Source organism: Asticcacaulis sp., assembly GCF_035497195.1.
Lineage (GTDB): Bacteria > Pseudomonadota > Alphaproteobacteria > Caulobacterales > Caulobacteraceae > Asticcacaulis.
On sequence record NZ_DATJDZ010000017.1, the window covers coordinates 128,716 to 145,743 of the forward strand.

General features: G+C 60.4%; 11 protein-coding genes. 2 read left to right on the forward strand and 9 right to left on the reverse strand.

Features of this window, described 5'->3' with window-relative positions; all coding sequences use genetic code 11:
• Positions 1–32: 32 nt before the first annotated feature.
• The 6 genes from VL130_RS09495 to VL130_RS09520 all read right to left on the reverse strand — a co-directional run bounded on the left by VL130_RS09495 (position 33) and on the right by VL130_RS09520 (position 12,306).
• Positions 33–3,512: a malectin domain-containing carbohydrate-binding protein gene (locus tag VL130_RS09495; RefSeq protein WP_325362623.1), complete on the reverse strand. Its 3,480-nt coding sequence runs from the start codon at positions 3,510–3,512 to the stop codon at positions 33–35.
• A gap of 80 nt (positions 3,513–3,592) precedes the next feature.
• Positions 3,593–4,846 (reverse strand): D-mannonate dehydratase ManD, encoded by a 1,254-nt coding sequence (gene manD / locus VL130_RS09500; protein WP_325362624.1) that lies wholly within the window; start codon positions 4,844–4,846, stop codon positions 3,593–3,595.
• Between the two features lie 90 nt (positions 4,847–4,936).
• Positions 4,937–5,692, reverse strand: a complete 756-nt coding sequence (locus tag VL130_RS09505; protein ID WP_325362626.1) for a FadR/GntR family transcriptional regulator — start codon at positions 5,690–5,692, stop codon at positions 4,937–4,939.
• Positions 5,693–5,765: 73 nt separating this feature from the next.
• Positions 5,766–7,046, reverse strand: a complete 1,281-nt coding sequence (locus VL130_RS09510) for a hypothetical protein (RefSeq protein WP_325362627.1) — start codon at positions 7,044–7,046, stop codon at positions 5,766–5,768.
• 65 nt (positions 7,047–7,111) lie between these two features.
• Positions 7,112–9,790 carry a TonB-dependent receptor gene (locus VL130_RS09515; RefSeq protein WP_325362628.1) on the reverse strand — a complete coding sequence of 893 codons (2,679 nt, stop codon included), beginning with the start codon at positions 9,788–9,790 and terminating at the stop codon, positions 7,112–7,114.
• Positions 9,791–9,954: 164 nt separating this feature from the next.
• Entirely contained in the window at positions 9,955–12,306 is a 2,352-nt protein-coding gene (locus tag VL130_RS09520) for a glycoside hydrolase family 95 protein (RefSeq protein WP_325362629.1), read from the reverse strand.
• Positions 12,307–12,695: 389 nt separating this feature from the next.
• On the opposite strand from VL130_RS09520, the gene VL130_RS09525 reads away from it, so the two are divergent.
• Both VL130_RS09525 and mug read left to right on the forward strand, forming a co-directional pair.
• Positions 12,696–13,049 (forward strand): DUF488 domain-containing protein, encoded by a 354-nt coding sequence (locus VL130_RS09525; protein WP_325362630.1) that lies wholly within the window; start codon positions 12,696–12,698, stop codon positions 13,047–13,049.
• A complete protein-coding gene (gene mug, locus VL130_RS09530; protein WP_325362631.1) occupies positions 13,049–13,567 on the forward strand; it encodes a G/U mismatch-specific DNA glycosylase in 519 nt (172 codons plus the stop codon). The genes VL130_RS09525 and mug overlap by 1 nt, the downstream gene beginning before the upstream one ends.
• Here mug and VL130_RS09535 read toward each other — a convergent pair.
• The 3 genes from VL130_RS09535 to VL130_RS09545 are packed head-to-tail and all read right to left on the reverse strand — an operon-like array spanning position 13,557 to position 16,983.
• Positions 13,557–14,735: a dihydrolipoamide acetyltransferase family protein gene (locus VL130_RS09535; RefSeq protein WP_325362632.1), complete on the reverse strand. Its 1,179-nt coding sequence runs from the start codon at positions 14,733–14,735 to the stop codon at positions 13,557–13,559. The two genes, mug and VL130_RS09535, sit on opposite strands and share 11 nt — an antisense overlap.
• Before the next feature lie 3 nt (positions 14,736–14,738).
• Positions 14,739–15,752 (reverse strand): alpha-ketoacid dehydrogenase subunit beta, encoded by a 1,014-nt coding sequence (locus tag VL130_RS09540; protein WP_325362633.1) that lies wholly within the window; start codon positions 15,750–15,752, stop codon positions 14,739–14,741.
• A gap of 1 nt (position 15,753) precedes the next feature.
• Complete coding sequence (locus VL130_RS09545) at positions 15,754–16,983, reverse strand: thiamine pyrophosphate-dependent enzyme (RefSeq protein WP_325362634.1); 1,230 nt, start codon at positions 16,981–16,983, stop codon at positions 15,754–15,756.
• Positions 16,984–17,028: the final 45 nt, after the last annotated feature.

A 17,028-nucleotide genomic window follows, 5' to 3' on the forward strand; every position in this document is an offset into this window, starting at 1 on the left:
TATCAGCTCTGGCGCGCTTTGTCGGCATAAGGTTATTGCATCCGCAGCGAGTCGACGATCACGCCGGCGTCCGTGGTCAGTCTCAACGCATAGGTGCCGGCATTGATCAGGGTCGGCGTCTCGATCGTCACTTCCTGCCAGACGCCTTTTTCACCTGCCGGCAGACTAACCGGCATGTCGGCGGCGACAATGCCGCTTTCGTCGGTCAGGGTCAGGTGACCGTTTGTGGCGCCCTGATAACGGAACCTGAAGCTGTGCATTGCCGCCGCGCCATAGGTCACCGACCAGGTGATATTGCCGCCGGCCTGGATTTCGACATAACCTGGTCCACCATAGCCTTTGAGATTCGAGGCGATCACGCCCTTGTCGAACCTGGCGGTTTCGGCCTCGAACAGACCGGTCGTTTTGACAAAGGTGAAGACGCCCGGCGCATAAGGCGATGGCAGGTGGCGACGCACCAGCAGCGGATTGGCCGTCTCGACCGCGACCGTTTCACCAGCGGCAAAGCGGCGACTGACGAAACGCACGCTTGCCCCGCCCTCGCCGATCCATTCGGCTTTCAGGTCGGTCTCGGCCCAACCGGTGGGCGTGGAGTCTCCGGTGCGCAGCGGCAGGTAGACATCGGAGTCGACCCTCGTATGGAAACTTCCTGTCGTCCAGTCGCTGTCGAGCAGGTCCATCGGCAGGCGGCTCCAGGTCAGTTTACCCACGCCAACCGCATCGCCATTATCGAGGAAGCTGTGCGCGCCCTTCCCGTCGATCAGGTCAGTGCCATCAGCGGCATAGGTCGCACCTTTTCCGGCCTTGCGGATCGCTATGGCTGATATCACCGCCTGTCCGGCAGCGACGTGCGGGAAGCTGATAACGATCCGGCCATCGACCGAAGTCGCTTTGATGACCTTTTTCACCACATGTTCAAAACCGGCCTCTTTATAGAGATCGACATCTTTCAGCGCCGTCTTGCCATTGACCGCGACATCGAACAGCCGCCAGCCGGTGGCGTTGATGCCTGTGCGGCCATACCACGGCTCGGCGAAATACAGTTCGACTTCGTAAACGCCCTTCGGCGCGGCAAAGCTGTAGACCAGGCGATCCCGGCCGAAACGGTAGGTCTTGAACAGGCCTTGCTCGGAGGTACCTTCGACAGGGTCATACTGGACACGGCGGCTGCCAAGTGCCGGATCGAGGTCGGGATAATCGTCAGCCCAGCTTTTCCAGCCCCACCGCGCCCCATCCGTCAGGTGACGGTCACCCAACCACAACTGGCCATCGGCATCGGTATAGTCCGAACCACCGGCATTGACGCGATAGAGATAGCTGGCGCCCGCCGCGCCCTTGGTAATATCGGTGCGGTCGGTGACCAATGCCGCCAGATCAGGCGCCGGCGGCAGGTTGTTCAGTGTCACCACATCACGCGCAGCTACCTTGCCATGAATCAGGCAGGTCGCCGACAGGGCATTATAACGGATATTGGCTTTGTCCCAAACAAACGGCTTACCATCGGCGGCCTTGTCTTTCACGCCCAAGGAGACCTTGCCAGTGACGTCGTTGAACAGTTCGACTTGATCACAGTTGGAGAAAACCTCGATGCCTGATTTGACGCCCGGCGCCGTCCAGCGGTCCGGCCAGGTGTGCGACACGATATAGACGATCGGCGTCTGCGAAGCCGGGATCGCACGGGCGCGCAGCATGTAATAGGCGTCGAGCGGCTCACCCCACAGGGTCATCAGGCCTTTGTTGTTGGCCGGTCCGATATGCTCAAGCGGGCGGATACCGTCGAAAATCTGCGTGCCATCGACCTTCATCGGCCGACCGGGGTTTTCGTGCGTGGTCAACAGCCAGACGAAATCACCAACCACCTGATTCTTGACCGACTCCGCCAGGCGCGACTTTGTTTCCAATATCTGGGTCATGCTGCTTTCGTCATAGGCAGCGGTCACCGGATAGGGCCGTTCCGAATGCAGGCCGAGCGAGCGCCAGGCGCCATATTCGCCGACCAGGCTTTGTGTCTTCAGTTCCTCGCCGTACTTTTCCGGATCACCGCCATAGGTGCCCGACCAGTTCTGCGGCACATTCCAGTCCGCCCCCTTGCCGCCATTGCAGGTGACGATCAGGCGCTCCACCGAGGCGGTCGGGTCAAGATCGCGGATGACTTTCATGGCCTCGGCCACGAACTCTTCCGGCAGGGTGCTTTCGTTTTGCAGGCCCCACATGAAATTGGCCGGATTGTTGCGGCGCTCGCGCACCCAGTCGCGGAGCAGGCTGAGGAAATTGGCGCGGAAGGCCGGATTATCGTTCCAGTTATGGGCGCTGAACTGCGGCCACCACATCATGCCTTCCTGTTCAAGGATGGCCTGATAGCGCAGGTTATGCGGATAATGGGCGTCGCGGAAGGCGTTGAAGCCGCCGGCCTTGACCTGCTCGATGCGGGCGCGGATCTGCTCCGGCGAGAAGGCGTGCGAATTGCCGAGCAGGTGTTCGTATTCCGCTGTGCCATGAATAAAGAATGGCTGGCCGTTGATCATCAGTTGCCGCGTGCTGTCCGCGTTGGTGGCGATTTCGAGGTAGCGGATGCCATACGGCGTCTCGGATTCGTCGATCACCTGGCCGTTTTCGATCAACCGGGCGCGCAGGGTATAGAGATAGGGCGTGGCCGGCGACCACAGATGCGGATTGGCGATGGCCGGGAACACCTGATCGACGCGCGCCTTTTCGCCAGCCGCCAATTCGCTGTTCCGGGTCACGCTGGCGACGACCTTGCCGTCCTTGTCCACCAGTTCATCAACCAATTGAAACTTGCGCGCCTTCGCCGACAGGTTTTCCAGTTCGCTGCGCACATTGAGCGTGGCGCTGACGGCGGTGATAGTATCCTTCGTGCCCCAGGCATAAAGACCGAACGACTGCACGCGCAGGGCCGATTTGACGATGACATGCACCGGCCGGAAGATACCGAAGGGCTGCGAGCCCTCGGCGAAACCGTTCATCGGATTATCGTCACCCGCCGCCCATGGCAGGTCACGAATACCGGCCGGATTATCGACGCGCACCGCCAGCAGATTCTGGCCCTTTTGCACCGCATCGGTGACATCGACCGTAAAGGTGGTCAGACCGCCGCCATGCTTGCCAACGGGCTTTCCGTTCAACCAGATGGTGGCGTAGGCATTGACACCTTCAAACATCAGGAAAACGCGCTCATCGGCCGAATGGTCAGGAATGTCGATCGCCTTGCGATACCAGGCCGTGCCATGTCGGCTGCCATTCACCACCTGCCGGGCATAGGTATAGCCCTGCCAGTTGTGAGGCACCGAAACGGAGGTCCAGGTTTTGTCTGCGAAAGCGGCCGCCTGATAGGCATTGTCGGCGCCGGTGGTCTTGCCGTTGGCATCGGCCTCGAACAGGGCCGAGCGCCACGGCCCGGCGATCTCACGGTCAGACGGTGCGGCGGCAGCGGGAAGCGCCACGGCAAGAATGAGGAGGACGAATAAACGTGCAAACAGGCGATACGCCGACATCGGTCGTGACCCTTTCAATAAATTGCCCGTTTATCAGAATGCGGCGCGGATACATGCCCGCGCCGTCATCTTTTAGCGCCCTACCAGTTCCACATGGTGCCGTCCTGCAGGCGCGCGACGGGCAGTTGCATGGGCTGGTAAGGGTATTTCGCCGCCAGGGCCTCGTCGATATCGACGCCGTGGCCCGGCGTGTCGCCAACCTTGAGATAGCCGTCGGCAAAGCTATAATCGTGCGGGAAGACCTCGTCCGTTTCCGGCGTATGGCGCATATATTCCTGAATGCCGAAATTGGGCACCCAGGTATCGAAATGCAGGGCCGCGCCCATACAGACCGGTGACAGGTCGGTAGCGCCGTGCGAGCCGGTGCGCACCTGATACATCGACGCCAGATCAGCGATGCGGCGCAGGTGGGTGATGCCGCCGGCATGGACCACCGTGGTGCGGATATAATCGATCAACTGGTTCTGGATCAGGTCCTTGCAGTCCCAGATGGTGTTGAAAATCTCACCGACGGCCAGCGGCGTCGTGGTGTGCTGGCGGATCAGCCTGAAGGCTTCCTGATTTTCGGCGGGAGTCGCGTCTTCCATCCAGAACAGGCGGTAAGGCTCCAGATCCTTGCCCAGACGCCCGGCCTCAATTGGCGTCAGGCGATGGTGGACGTCGTGCAGCAATTCGATGCCAAAGCCGTGGACATCGCGCAACTTCTCGAACAGTTTCGGGGCGAAATTCAGGTAGGAACTGGTGTTCCACAGGGTCTCGGTCGGCAGGGTGCCGTCAGCCGGCTCGTAGTACATGTCGCCGCGGCCGACCCCATAAGCGCCTTTGACGCCGGGAATGCCCGACTGTGCGCGGATCGCCTTGTAGCCCAGGCTCATATAGCGCCCCACCTCATCGACCGTATGCTCGATATCGGAACCATTGGCATGACCATAGACCAGGACGCCGTCACGCGAGCGCCCGCCGAGCAGTTGGTAAAGCGGCATCCCCGCCAGCTTGGCCTTGATGTCCCACAGGGCGGTATCGACCGCGGCGATCGCCGACATGGTGACCGGCCCGCGCCGCCAGTAAGCACCGCGGTAGAAAAACTGCCAGATATCCTCGATGCGCTGGGCGTCCTTGCCGATCAGGTTGGGGATGACGTGATCTTCGAGGTAGGACACGACCGACAATTCACGGCCATTCAGGGTGGCGTCGCCGATACCGTAGACGCCCTGGTCGGTCTCGATCTTCAGGGTGACGAAATTGCGCCCCGGCGAGGTAACGATGACGCGCGCCGCCCGGATGATCGCCGCGCCGGCGTGGATTTGCGTGCCGGTAATTTTATTCAATTGCATGGATACTGACTTAAGTCTGACAAAGTTATCAGACCAATGTACACGGTGTCGGGTAGCGAAACAAGCCGCAATTCGGATTGCACATCGCTTTTACCGGCCAAGCCCGGCCCGGCCGCGCAGGCGCGCCGTTTCATTACGCACGCGATTGATGGCGTCGGTTTCGGTGACGATCAACAGGTTTTCGATGACCCGGCCAAGGTGATCGCGCATGGCATTGCGCGCCGCCTCCGGATCACGCGCCGCTATGGCGTCGACAATGGCGCGGTGATCGTCGATCTGCGGCTTGACGCCGGCTGAGCGCGACCGGCGCAGCATTTCCATGGTCAGTGGCGAGCGTTCACGCACATCCCACAAAGTCTTGACGACCAGCAGCAGGGCGTCGTTCTGCGTAGCGCTGGCGATGCCAAGGTGGAAATCGCGGTCGGCCGCCTCATCGTGCGTCAGGGTTTCGCCTTCGTTGTTCTCATCGATCATGCGGCTGAGGATTTGCTCAAGCTCGGCAATTTCCTCATCTGACGCCATGCTGGCCGCGATGGCCGCCGTCTCGCCTTCGACCACCCGCCGCGCCGCCGTCAGCTCAAACGCGCCGATATCCAGTTCGCTGGTGGCGAGGCCATCCGCCGGCGGGGCCGTAACATAGACGCCCGATCCACGCCGCGCTGCGACCAGCCCCAGAATCTCCATACCGATCATGGCTTCACGGATCGTCAGGCGGCTGACCTGGAAGCGCTCGACCAGAACCCGTTCCGGCGGCAGGCGATCACCCTCGCGGAACCGTCCTTCGGCGATATCCGCCTGCAAGGCCGCGATAATATTCTGATAAAGCTTCTGATTCTCCGCCGCCATAGAAATAGATTCCTGTTATCCGCCGTCTGTGATAGCGATTCGTAAATATATCAGACGACCACATCAGTCCAATTCATTTCGCAAGCGTGCGCAGGTGGGTATCGGCAAAGCGGATATACTGGCTCCAGTCATAGGCGGTAATCTCATGGACGCCGGTCCGGTTATGAAAACCGATTGTCGTCTGCACCGGCGTATCGGGCGGCGGCATGTCGGTTACGCCCAGCCCATCCGTGCCCAGCAGGCGATAGACCGGATCGGCGGCCCTGGCGGCGAGGAACACCCCTTTCGGATCGCCCCACAGGTCTTCGGTGGCCGTGGCGACATAGACCGGACGCGGCGCCACCAGGGCGATCAGTTCGTGGGCATCGACCGGCAAATCCTGTTCGCGCGAGGCAAAGCTCTTGAAGCGCGGCGCGAACCAGTAGGTGTTCATTACCCGGATGGATTCACCGAAATTGCGGCGATAGAGCTTGGCGCCGCCCTCTCCCGAGTCGTTGGACGCCACCATAGCGAAACGCGGATCGCTGGCGCCGGCCCACAGCGCCGCCTTGCCATAGCGCGAATGGCCGATGACGATGACGCGCTTCGCATCCACCTGTTTGTCGGTCGCCAGATAGTCATAGACGCGGCTCAGGCCCCAGGCCCAGGTGGCGATGGCGCCCCAGTGATTGGGCGCGGAACTCTGCGTGCCGTAATAGGGGTGGACGCTTTCGGCGATCATATTGTCGCTGTCCGGATAAAGATCGCCGGGCGCGAAGGTCGCCACGCCATAGCCCGCCGAGAGTATTTGTTGCAGCGGCCATTCCGCCGCATCCTGGCCGCGCGAGGCCGCCGTGGCGTGATGCTTGATGATGCCGGGCGACTGGTAATCGGTTAGCCAGGTGGTGGTGATATCGATGGCCGGGTCCGGATCGATCGACTGATTGCCGTGAAAATTAAGCCCTACAAAAACCGGCGCCGCCTTCACACCGTTCGGCAGATAAAGCAGGACGCGCATCTGCGGTCCCTGGTCCTTGCCGTTGAGATAGATCGCGATCTGTTTGCGCGCGGCGAGACCGCCCAGCGCCTTCGGATCGTTATCGGTGACGACAAAACGCATATGCTTTGGCGCCGCCGGCGACACACCGAAAATGTTATCCTCAAACAGTTTCAGCAGTTCAGGCCGCCGCGCCTCCTGCCACATCTTCGCCGACGTCACAGGCCGGCCATCCTGCATCACCAGCGGGTCCGGCAGGGTATAGCTACCCGCCAGCGCCTCGTCGAAATTGCCATCAAGCCCGGCCGTGGCGGGTGTCGCCGCCTGTACGCCAGACACCAGAAGGTACGCACTCAAGGCAAACGCAAAGGATCGCATGGCCATCTCCGGAAAAGTGAGAAGGCGCACCCCGGATGGAATGCGCCTTCTCACATTAGCTCAGCTTAGTAGGTGTAGTGTAAGCCGATTTCGAAGCTGTGGTCGAGCTGATTGGCCAGGGCCGGCAGCAACGGCGCGCTGTAGTCGCCGGAGGCATTGACCACTCCATCACGCGGCGAAGCCCCGTAATACTGATGCTGGAAGGCCTTGGTCAGGTTAACGGCGTCAAACTTGACCGACAACCGCTGGCTTAGCTTATAGGTGGCCGAAAAATCGAGCGATTCCAATGGATCAACCATCAGAGGCCGCGAGAAGGTATCGCCCGATGTCGTCTGGATGTACTTGTCGCGCCAGTTGTACGACAGGTGCATCGAAATCGGGCCCTTTTCGTAGATGCCGGTCAGGTTATAGCTGTTCTTCGATAATTGTTCGGCCGCCACATTGTAGAAGTGCTGGACGTTGGCCGAGTCGAGATAGAAGGTCGAAAGCGAACTGTCGACATAGGTGTAGTTGGCCTGAACGCCGAGACCCGACCAGAGGCCCGGCAGGAAGTCGAAGAACTGCTGATAGTTGACTTCATAGCCCTTGATCGAACCGGTGCCGGCATTGCGCGGGCGGCTGATCTGGTAGGAAACGCCATCGATATCTTCCGAGACGGCGAATTTCTGTATGAAGCCAGTCACGTCCTTCTGGAACAGCGACAGGGCCAGCATGTTCGAACGGCCGAAATAATATTCAAACGAGGCATCATACTGATCGGCCTTGACCGGCTCCAGATCCGGATTACCACCGGAACCGGTGGCGCTCGTTACATTGAGCACCAAGGCGGGCGACAGGTTGCCAAATTCCGGACGCGAGATCGCCTTGGAATAGGCCAGGCGCAGGTACAGATCGTCGGTGAACTTGGCGCGGACATTCAGGCTCGGGAGAACGTTATCATACGGCTTGCCGCCCTTGATCGGCTGATAAACGCCGTTGATATCCTTTTCGTACACCGAGTTGACGCCGTCTGTATGGACCGAGCGCACGCCGATATTACCATCGATCGGGATCGGCAAGGTGTCGAAAGCGAACTGGGCTTCGAGATAGGCGCCCGTCACTTTTTCGTTGTAGTTGTAATGGTTGCCCACCGGATAGGGCTGGTCATTCGGCGACACGCCAACCAGGATACGCGTATCGCGCATGCTCTTGAGGATGTCGTCTTTTACCGTGATCCACTGATTCAGCGAGCTGTCTTCGCCATCGAACAGGTTATTCGGAGTCGTCTCGGTGATCGCCGAAAGCGGCACACTCAAACCGGAATTCGATGGATTGAAGGAGACGCTGTAGACATCGTTGGTGGCCGTGTGGTCGGAATAGTAGAGACCGCCGAGAAGCGCCCTGATCGGACCTTTTTCGAAGTCATAGCGAACGTCGACCTTAGCGACCGTTTCCTTGCCGGTCGTGCGCTGGCCCAGGTCGCTATAGGTGGCATATGCGAAATTGGCCGGGTTAGTGGCATCAAAGCCGTTCAGATTGATATCGGGCTGACTACCGGACAGATCGACCGTGGCGCTGGGCGCCTTGCCCTGCAGGGTGATTGAGCGACTATAGAACGGACCGGCGCTCCGTTCGAACGACAGTTCGGCGCCGACAGTCAGATTATTGTGGTGATACTTACCGCCGAAGGCCGCATTGTAATTATTGTACGGATTGTCGGAGTAGCCCTGTTGAGTCTGTACGGTCGGGTTGGTGAAGGTGGCCGTATCGACGATATCGGTGCCCGGCTTAAGCGTGATCGGGCCGGCGATCGCGCCATCCGCGGCGGCGTACTTCAGCGTCAGCACCTTGGTGGATGAATGACCGCCGGAATAGGTCCACAGCAGGTCGGTATACAGGGTCAGATCGTCGTTCGGTTTCCACTGCATGGAAGAATAAAGCGCCCCACGGCGACGCTCGCCCAGTTCATACTGCGCCTTGGCCGTTGTCGGAATCTGGATGGCGTCGGCATTGTTGGCACTGTTAAGCTGGCCGTCGCCATCAAAATCGTAGATGTCGTTGCGGGTGACATAGGCATTGGCGCCGGTCTGATAACCGCCGGAATCGATCTGCTCATACTGGAAGCCCAGCAGGGCGCCGAATTCGCCATGCGACGTGTTCCAGCGGTTGGAGACGACGCCAGAGAGGCGCGGCGTCACATCACCGTGGATATTGCTGTAATTGCCGGCGATGGTGCCAGAAGCGTGAAAACCCTTGAAATCGAACGGACGCGCGGCGTGAACGTTGATCAGGCCGCCGAGGCCGCCTTCGATCTGGTCGGCGGTCGCCGTCTTGTAAACATCCACACCTGACAGGATATCGGCCGAAAAATCGAGCAGGGTCGCCGAACGGTTGGCAACGGTGAACAGCAGGCGGCCATTCAGAGTGGTCATGACCTGCTTGAGGCCGTGGACGACATAAGCATTGCCCTCGCCACGCGTATTGCGCGAGATCTGGACACCGGGAATGCGCTGAAGGGTTTCGGCGATATTGGTATCCGGCAACTTGCCGATATCTTCAGCGACGATCGAATCAACGATCTGCGCGGAATTCTTCTTGAGATTGGTGGCGCTTTGCAGGCTCTTGCGCAGGCCGGTGACGACAACAACGGTATCATCCGCAGGCGCTGCAACGGCGGCGGCGACATCCTGAGCGAAGGCCGGCGCGGCCATCATGATAAGCGCTATACAGGCGCCCGACGCCATTAAACTGGCTTTGATCGACATATAACTAATCCCTTTGTTCCCTGGCCTCTGGTCGGCCCTGTGTGCTTGGCTTGGTATGGGCGCGACGCTATCTTGGTGAAGCGCCGTCAGCTGACCGATCTACAGTTATCAGACAGGTTTGTCAAATAATTTGTATGATGGGTTATGTATTATATTTAAAGCGCTCAGACAAAATCAGAAGACCTCAAAACCAGACTACCCTTGACCTTAAGGGATATGCGGGCGCTGCCACCACCGGCATATACCGTCCGGGTGCCGACAATGGCGCTGCGAATTCGCGCTTCTTTCAGCTTTCCCCCCGTCCAGGCGATGTCAATCTCCGCGCCACCGCGCAAGCGCAGCCCCCTCACCTCGCCGTCCGGCCAGGCGGATGGCAGGGCTGGCAGCAAACGAATCGTGTCGCCGCGACTCTGGACCAGCATTTCGACGATTCCCCGCACCCCGCCGAAATTGCCATCGATCTGGAACGGCGGATGGGCATCGAACATATTGGGATAGGTGCGCTCGGGACTGAGCAGCATGGACAGGACCTTGTGCGCATGATCACCGTCGCGCAGGTGCGCCCACAGGTTCAATCGCCAGCCAAGCCCCCACCCGGTCGCTTCATCACCACGCGTTTCCAGCGAGACGCGCGCCGCCTGCGCCAGTCCTGGCGTCTCGTCTATATTGATCTGCTGGCTTGGGAACAGGCCGTAGAGATGCGAGACGTGGCGGTGGTGGATATCCTGGGCACCGGCGTCCCAGTCCTGCTGCCATTCCTGCAACTGCCCTTGCGCGCCGATTTTATTCGGCGGCAAGCGATCTCGCATGGCGGTGATTTCGGTGCGCAAGACCTTGTCGCGCTTGAGAATTTCCGCCGCGCGCACCGTCTGGCCGAAGAGATCGCGCAGCAACTGGTTATCGAGCGTCGGGCCGGCGCACAGGGTGCTGCCGCGTCCATGATTGTTCTCCGGCGACAGCGACGGATTGGTCACCATGAAGCCGGTATTCGGGTCCTTGACCAGGGTATCGAGGAAGAACAGTGAAGCCCCCTGCATCAGCGGATAGACGCGCACCAGATAGGCCATATCGCCGGTGTAATCATAGTGATCCCACAGGTGCGTGCACAGCCAGGCCGCGCCGGTCGGCCACAGTCCGGTCTGCATGTGATCGACCGGCCCGGAGGCGCGCCAAAGATCGGTATTGTGGTGCGCCACCCAACCGCGCGCGCCATACATCTCTTTTGCGGTCCGCGCGCCGGATTGCGCCAGTTCGGCAATCATGTTGACCAGCGGCTCGATACACTCGCTCATATTGGCGGCATCGACTGGCCAGTAGTTCATCTCGGTGTTGATATTGATGGTGTATTTGCTGCCCCAGGGCGGTGTGTTGCTGTCATTCCAGATGCCTTGCAGATTGGCCGACTGGCTGCTGCGCGACGACGAGATCAGCAGATAGCGGCCGAACTGGAAATACAGCGCTGCCAGTGACGGATCATCGCTGTCGGCCGTGTGTTCGATCCGGTTGCTGGTCACCTGCGCGGCGCGTTTGCCGGCGGGCAGATCGAGCGACACCCGGCTGAACAGGGGCGTGTAATCGGCCGTATGGGCGGCCATAAGCGCGGCGAAATCCTTGTCTTGCGCCGCCGCCAGATGGGCGCGCGTCAAGGCTTCCGGATCGCCGCCGACATCGGTGGGGCCGCGATAGCTGGTCGCCATCGCCACGCGGATCGTGACGGCCTTCGCACCGCGCACTTCGAGTTGTGAGCCGTTCGGACGGATCGTGCCCCCATCCGCAATAACCTGCGCCCGCGCCTGAAAACGCAAGGCGCCAGGAATGCCGCGATCGGCATTATTGACTCCCGCCATGACCAGGATGTCGCCATCTGCGGTGATTTGCGTGCGCAAGCCGGAGGAAAAACCCAGGTCGAGCGCCAGCGGGCCGCCTTCGGCGCGGATGGAGACGATCAGCAGGTTATCGGGATATGAGGCGATGACTTCGCGGATATATCTGACACCATCGGCGGTGAAACTGACGCGGCTGACCGCGGCGGCGATATCCAGTTCGCGCCGGTAACCGCTGGCCGAGGTCTCATCGACATCACACAGGTCGAGCCACAGATCTCCAACGCAACTATAGGCCATTTCACGCATCGGGACGGCCTGGACATGCGCATCGGCATAGGTTTCGGCCTCGGCGTATTTGCCGTCGAAGATCAGTTTCCGAATGACCGGCAGGGCTTCACGCGCCGCCGGATTGACATTGTTGTATGGTCCGCCCGACCATAGCGTATCTTCGTTGAGTTGCAGACGTTCACGCTTGATGCCGCCGAAAATCATGGCGCCCAATCGGCCATTACCGACCGGATTGGCCTCGACCCATTGGTTCGCCGGCTTGTCATACCATAATATCGAGGATGTTTTTTGCAGCCCTGAGGCCGTTTCACCGGCAGGGGGCTGCGCAAAGGCAGGTGCTGCCGCAGCCGCCAACATGCCAGCCATGCCAGCCTCAATCAGGGTACGTCGCGTCATGGTCATTGGGATTTCCTCGGCATTATCGCCTCAATTGCAAGAGGTCTGATGTATTATGTTTATTGGCACATCATATCACCGCCATCAAGTGATCAAATTTATCGGACATGCTGTAAAATACACCTCAAAATGCGCTCCGGCGGCTGGCATATGTGAAAGCGCCGGGGTTAAAAGTCTCTCCGCGGAGAGGGGTATCTATATAAACACGTTGCAATCAGCCGGGTAATATTTTAGATTAGTCAGATAGCCTTGATGTGTTGTCAGCTTTCCCCGACTTGCATGGCTCTCAAGGCTCCCTTCCTGACTTGCCCCCGCTCCGCACGGCCCAGCCTGTGAAGTGGGGGCTTTTTGTCGCCAGTCGTGCTATAAATGCATTCAGATTGGAGAGGAACCACATGTCCCTGCATATCAAACGGGTTTATGAACCGGCGGAAACGACAGACGGCCAGCGCATTCTGGTCGATCGCATCTGGCCGCGCGGCCTGACCAAGGAAAAGGCGGCCGTCGATACCTGGATGAAGACCGTGGCGCCGACAACGGAACTGCGTAAATGGTTCAATCATGATCCGGCGCGCTGGGCGGAATTTCGTGCGCGATATGCCCGCGAACTCGACGCCAATCCCGAAGCCGTCAAGCAGGTGCGCGACCTGATCAAGACCGGGAAAACCACCCTGCTCTTTGCGGCGCACGACCCGGTGCACAACAACGCCGTCGCCATCGCCGATTATCTGGACGGCAAATTATCGTGATGTCCCTCGCGCCAACCGCCCTCCCGGATATCATCGGACCTGATCTCGATGTCCTTTTCTGTGGTCTTAATCCCGGCCTGACCTCGGCGGCCACGGGGCACAGCTTCGCCAATCGCAGCAATCGCTTCTGGCGCGCCATACATTTGGCGGGCTTCACACAGGTCCAGCTTAAGCCCGAAGAAGACCGCACCCTGCTGGATTACCGCTGTGGCCTGACCACGGCCGCGCCGCGCCCGACGGTCAGCGCCGGTGAACTGTCACGCAGCGAATTCACGACCGGTGCCGCGGCACTCAAGGCCAAGATCGAAACCTACACGCCACATTACGTGGCTTTTCTCGGCAAGCCAGCCTATGCCGCCATAACCGGTCAGCGCCAGTTGTCCTGGGGACGGCAATCTGACCGGTTCGGCGGCGCGCAGGTCTGGATTTTACCCAATCCCAGCGGCCTGAATCGCGCCTTCCAACTGGATGCGCTTGTTGCGGCTTACCGCGAACTCCACGACGCCCTTAGCCGATAAATAACAGGGCCGGCTTTTCGATCAGCCGCTTGAGCCGCTGGACATAGGACGCCGCATCAAAGCCGTCGATGATCCGGTGATCGAAGGAGGACGACAGGTTCATCAGGGTGCGTATCACCACCTGCCCGTCCTGCACCACCGGCCGATCGACCAGCTTGTTGGGGCCGAGGATCGCCACCTCCGGCGCATTGATCACCGGCGTGGCCGCGATGCCGCCGAGCGCGCCGAGGCTGGTCAGCGTAATGGTCGAACCGCTCAGTTCCTCGCGGCTGGCCGTGCCGTCGCGCGCGGCTTTCGTGACCCGCGCCAGTTCGCGGGCGCAGCCCCACAGATCGAGCGCCTCGACATGACGCACCACCGGCACGACCAGACCGTTCGGCGTCTGGGTGGCGATGCCGATATGAACGGCGTCATAGGCACGCAGGATTCCGGCCTCGTCATCATAGCGCGCATTCACATTGGGAAATTCCGACCGCAGCTTTGCCACCGCTAGCATGAAGAAGGGCAAAAGGGTCAGCTTGGGTTGGTCCGCGCCACGGCTGTCGTTCAGTTCCTTGCGCAAGCCTTCCAGATTGGTCAGGTCGAATTCCTCAACATAGGCAAAATGCGGGATATTGCGCTTGGCGGCTTGCATCTTCTCGGCGATCTTGCGGCGCAGGCCGACAATGCGGATTTCGGTCACGCCGTCGGATTTGACAGGTGCAGGGCCGCTTTCCGGCTGGGCATAGGCGTCGAGATCATCCGGCAGGACACGTCCTTCCGGTCCGCTACCAGTCACGGACGACAGGGAAACGCCCATTTCATCGGCGCGATGACGCGTGGCCGGCGCCGCCAAAGGCGCGGACTTTGATGCCGCTGGGGATGTAACTGGCGGCGCAAGAGGCTCGGCGGGTTCCTGTGCAACAGTCGGCGTGGCCTCGCCCTGCCCTTCGACCTCCAGTTCCACCAACACAGACCCGACCGGCGCGAAATCGCCGGTTGCGCCATGAACGGCCAGAACCTTGCCGGTTACCGGCGAGGTGATCTCGACCGACGCCTTGTCGGTCAGCACATCGACCAGCGGCGCATCTTCCTGAACGACATCGCCGGCCTTGACATACCAGGAGCCGATTTCGGCCTCAGCCACGCCTTCGCCAACATCGGGCAGACGGAAGAGATACAGGCCCATACTTCAGTTCTCCATGGCAGAGTTGAGCGCCCGGATGATGCGGGCAGGTCCGGGGAAATAGTCCCATTCAAAGGCGTGTGGATAAGGCGTATCCCAGCCGCACACCCGGCCGATCGGCGCCTTCAGATGGTAGAAACAACGCTCCTGCACCAAAGCCGAAAGCTCGGCGCCGAAGCCACCGAAACGCGAGGCCTCATGAACGATAACACAGCGGCCGGTCTTTTTCACTGAGGCTACTATGGTGTCGATATCGAGCGGCACAATCGAGCGCAGGTCGATCAGCTCGGCGTCTATGCCGCACTCGTCTATGGCCGACAGCGCCACATGCACCATCGTGCCATAGGCCAGCACCGTGACCTCGCTGCCTGGCCGGGTGATCGCCGCCTTGCCGAGCGGCACGGTATAGTGGCCTTCCGGCACCTCGGCATCCTTGTGGCCCGCCCAGGTCTTCATCGCCTGATCGGGACGGCCATCAAAGGGGCCGTTATACAGTCGTTTCGGCTCCAGGAAGATCACCGGATCGTCACATTCAATGGCAGAAATCAGCAAGCCCTTGGCGTCATAGGGATTGGACGGGATGACCGTTTTCAGGCCGGTGATATGGGCGAAGATGGCTTCCGGTGACTGGCTATGAGTCTGGCCACCGAAAATGCCGCCGCCATAGGGCGAGCGTACGGTCAGCGGCGCCCAGAATTCGCCATTCGAACGATAGCGCAACCGCGCCGCCTCGGAGACAAGCTGGTCAAAGGCCGGCAGGATATAATCGGCGAACTGGATTTCCACCACCGGCCGCAGGCCATAGGCGCCCATGCCGATAGCGGCGGCGATGATGCCGCCCTCGCTGATCGGTGCATCGAAGCAGCGCGTCAGGCCATGCTTTTCCTGTAGCTTGTCGGTGACACGGAAAACGCCGCCGAAATAGCCGACATCCTCGCCGAAAATCAGCGTATCCGGATCGCTGGCGAGGGTGATATCGAGCGCGTTATTGAGCGCCTGGATCATGTTCATGCTGGCCATATCAGAGTCCCAGCTCCTTGCGTTGTTCGATCACGCGCCAGTCGGGTTCCTTGAAGACGCCCTCGAACATCTCGCTGACCGGCGGCTTGGACTTACCGAGCGTCCCTACCGCCTCGCCTTCGCGGACAGCGGCATTGATGGCCTCTGTGAGTTCGAGGGCCAGGGCCTCGTGACGCGCCTCGTCCCATTCCCCGATGGCGACCAGATGATTTTTCAACCGCACGATCGGATCACCCAGAGGCCAGTGAACCGGCTCGTCGACCGGGCGATACTTGGTCGGGTCGTCACTGGTGGAGTGGCCGGCGGCACGATAGGTGAAGAATTCGATCAGGGTGGAACCAAGATTGGCGTGGGCGCGTTTGGCCGCCCATTGGGTGGCGGCACAGACAGCGAGGAAGTCATTGCCATCGACGCGCAGGCCAGGAATACCGTAGCCGATGGCCTTGGCGGCGAAGGTGGTATCGCGCGGGTTGGCGATACCGGCGAAGGTCGAGATCGCCCACTGGTTATTGGTGACGCACAATATCGCCGGCGCACGATAGACGCCGGCGAAGGTCAGGGCCTCGTGGAAATCGCCCTCGGCGGTCGTACCCTCCCCGACATAGCCCAGCGCGATCTTGTCATCGTTCTTGTAGGCTGAGGCCATCGCCCAGCCAACCGCATGGCCGAAGCGGCTGCCAAGATTACCGGACAGCGAATAAAAGCCGTACTCCCGCGCCGAATAGAGCACGGGAAGCTGGCGGCCTTTCAACGGGTCTTTTTCGTTGGAAAATATCTGGTGGACGAGATTGATCAGCGGATAATCGCGCGCCATCAGCCAGCTCAAAACGCGGTAGGTCGGGAAGCACATATCGCCCTGCCCCAGCATCAGGGACTGCGCCGCGCCGATGGCTTCTTCGCCGGTCGATTTCATATAGAAGCTGGTCTTGCCCTGGCGCTGGATGCGAAACAGCTTGTCATCGAACAGCCGCGTAAGCAGCATGGCGCGCAGGCCCTTGCGCAGCACGTCCGGCGAAATATCCGGCGTCCATGGCCCGACAGCGCGACCGTCTTCGTCCAGCACGCGGACCAGCGAGAACGGCATATCGCGCATATCGGCTTCGCAGCCCAATGGTTCCGGCCGGCGCACGGAGCCGGCTTCGGGCACGACCAGGCCGTCGAAATTCACGGGTTCCCCAGGCCGCGCCTGCGGCTTGGGAATATAAAGCTGAAGACGCGTCTTATCCGGCATCTGACCGCACTCCCTGTGTCGGTTTTTTTGCCAGCTTGCCACGAG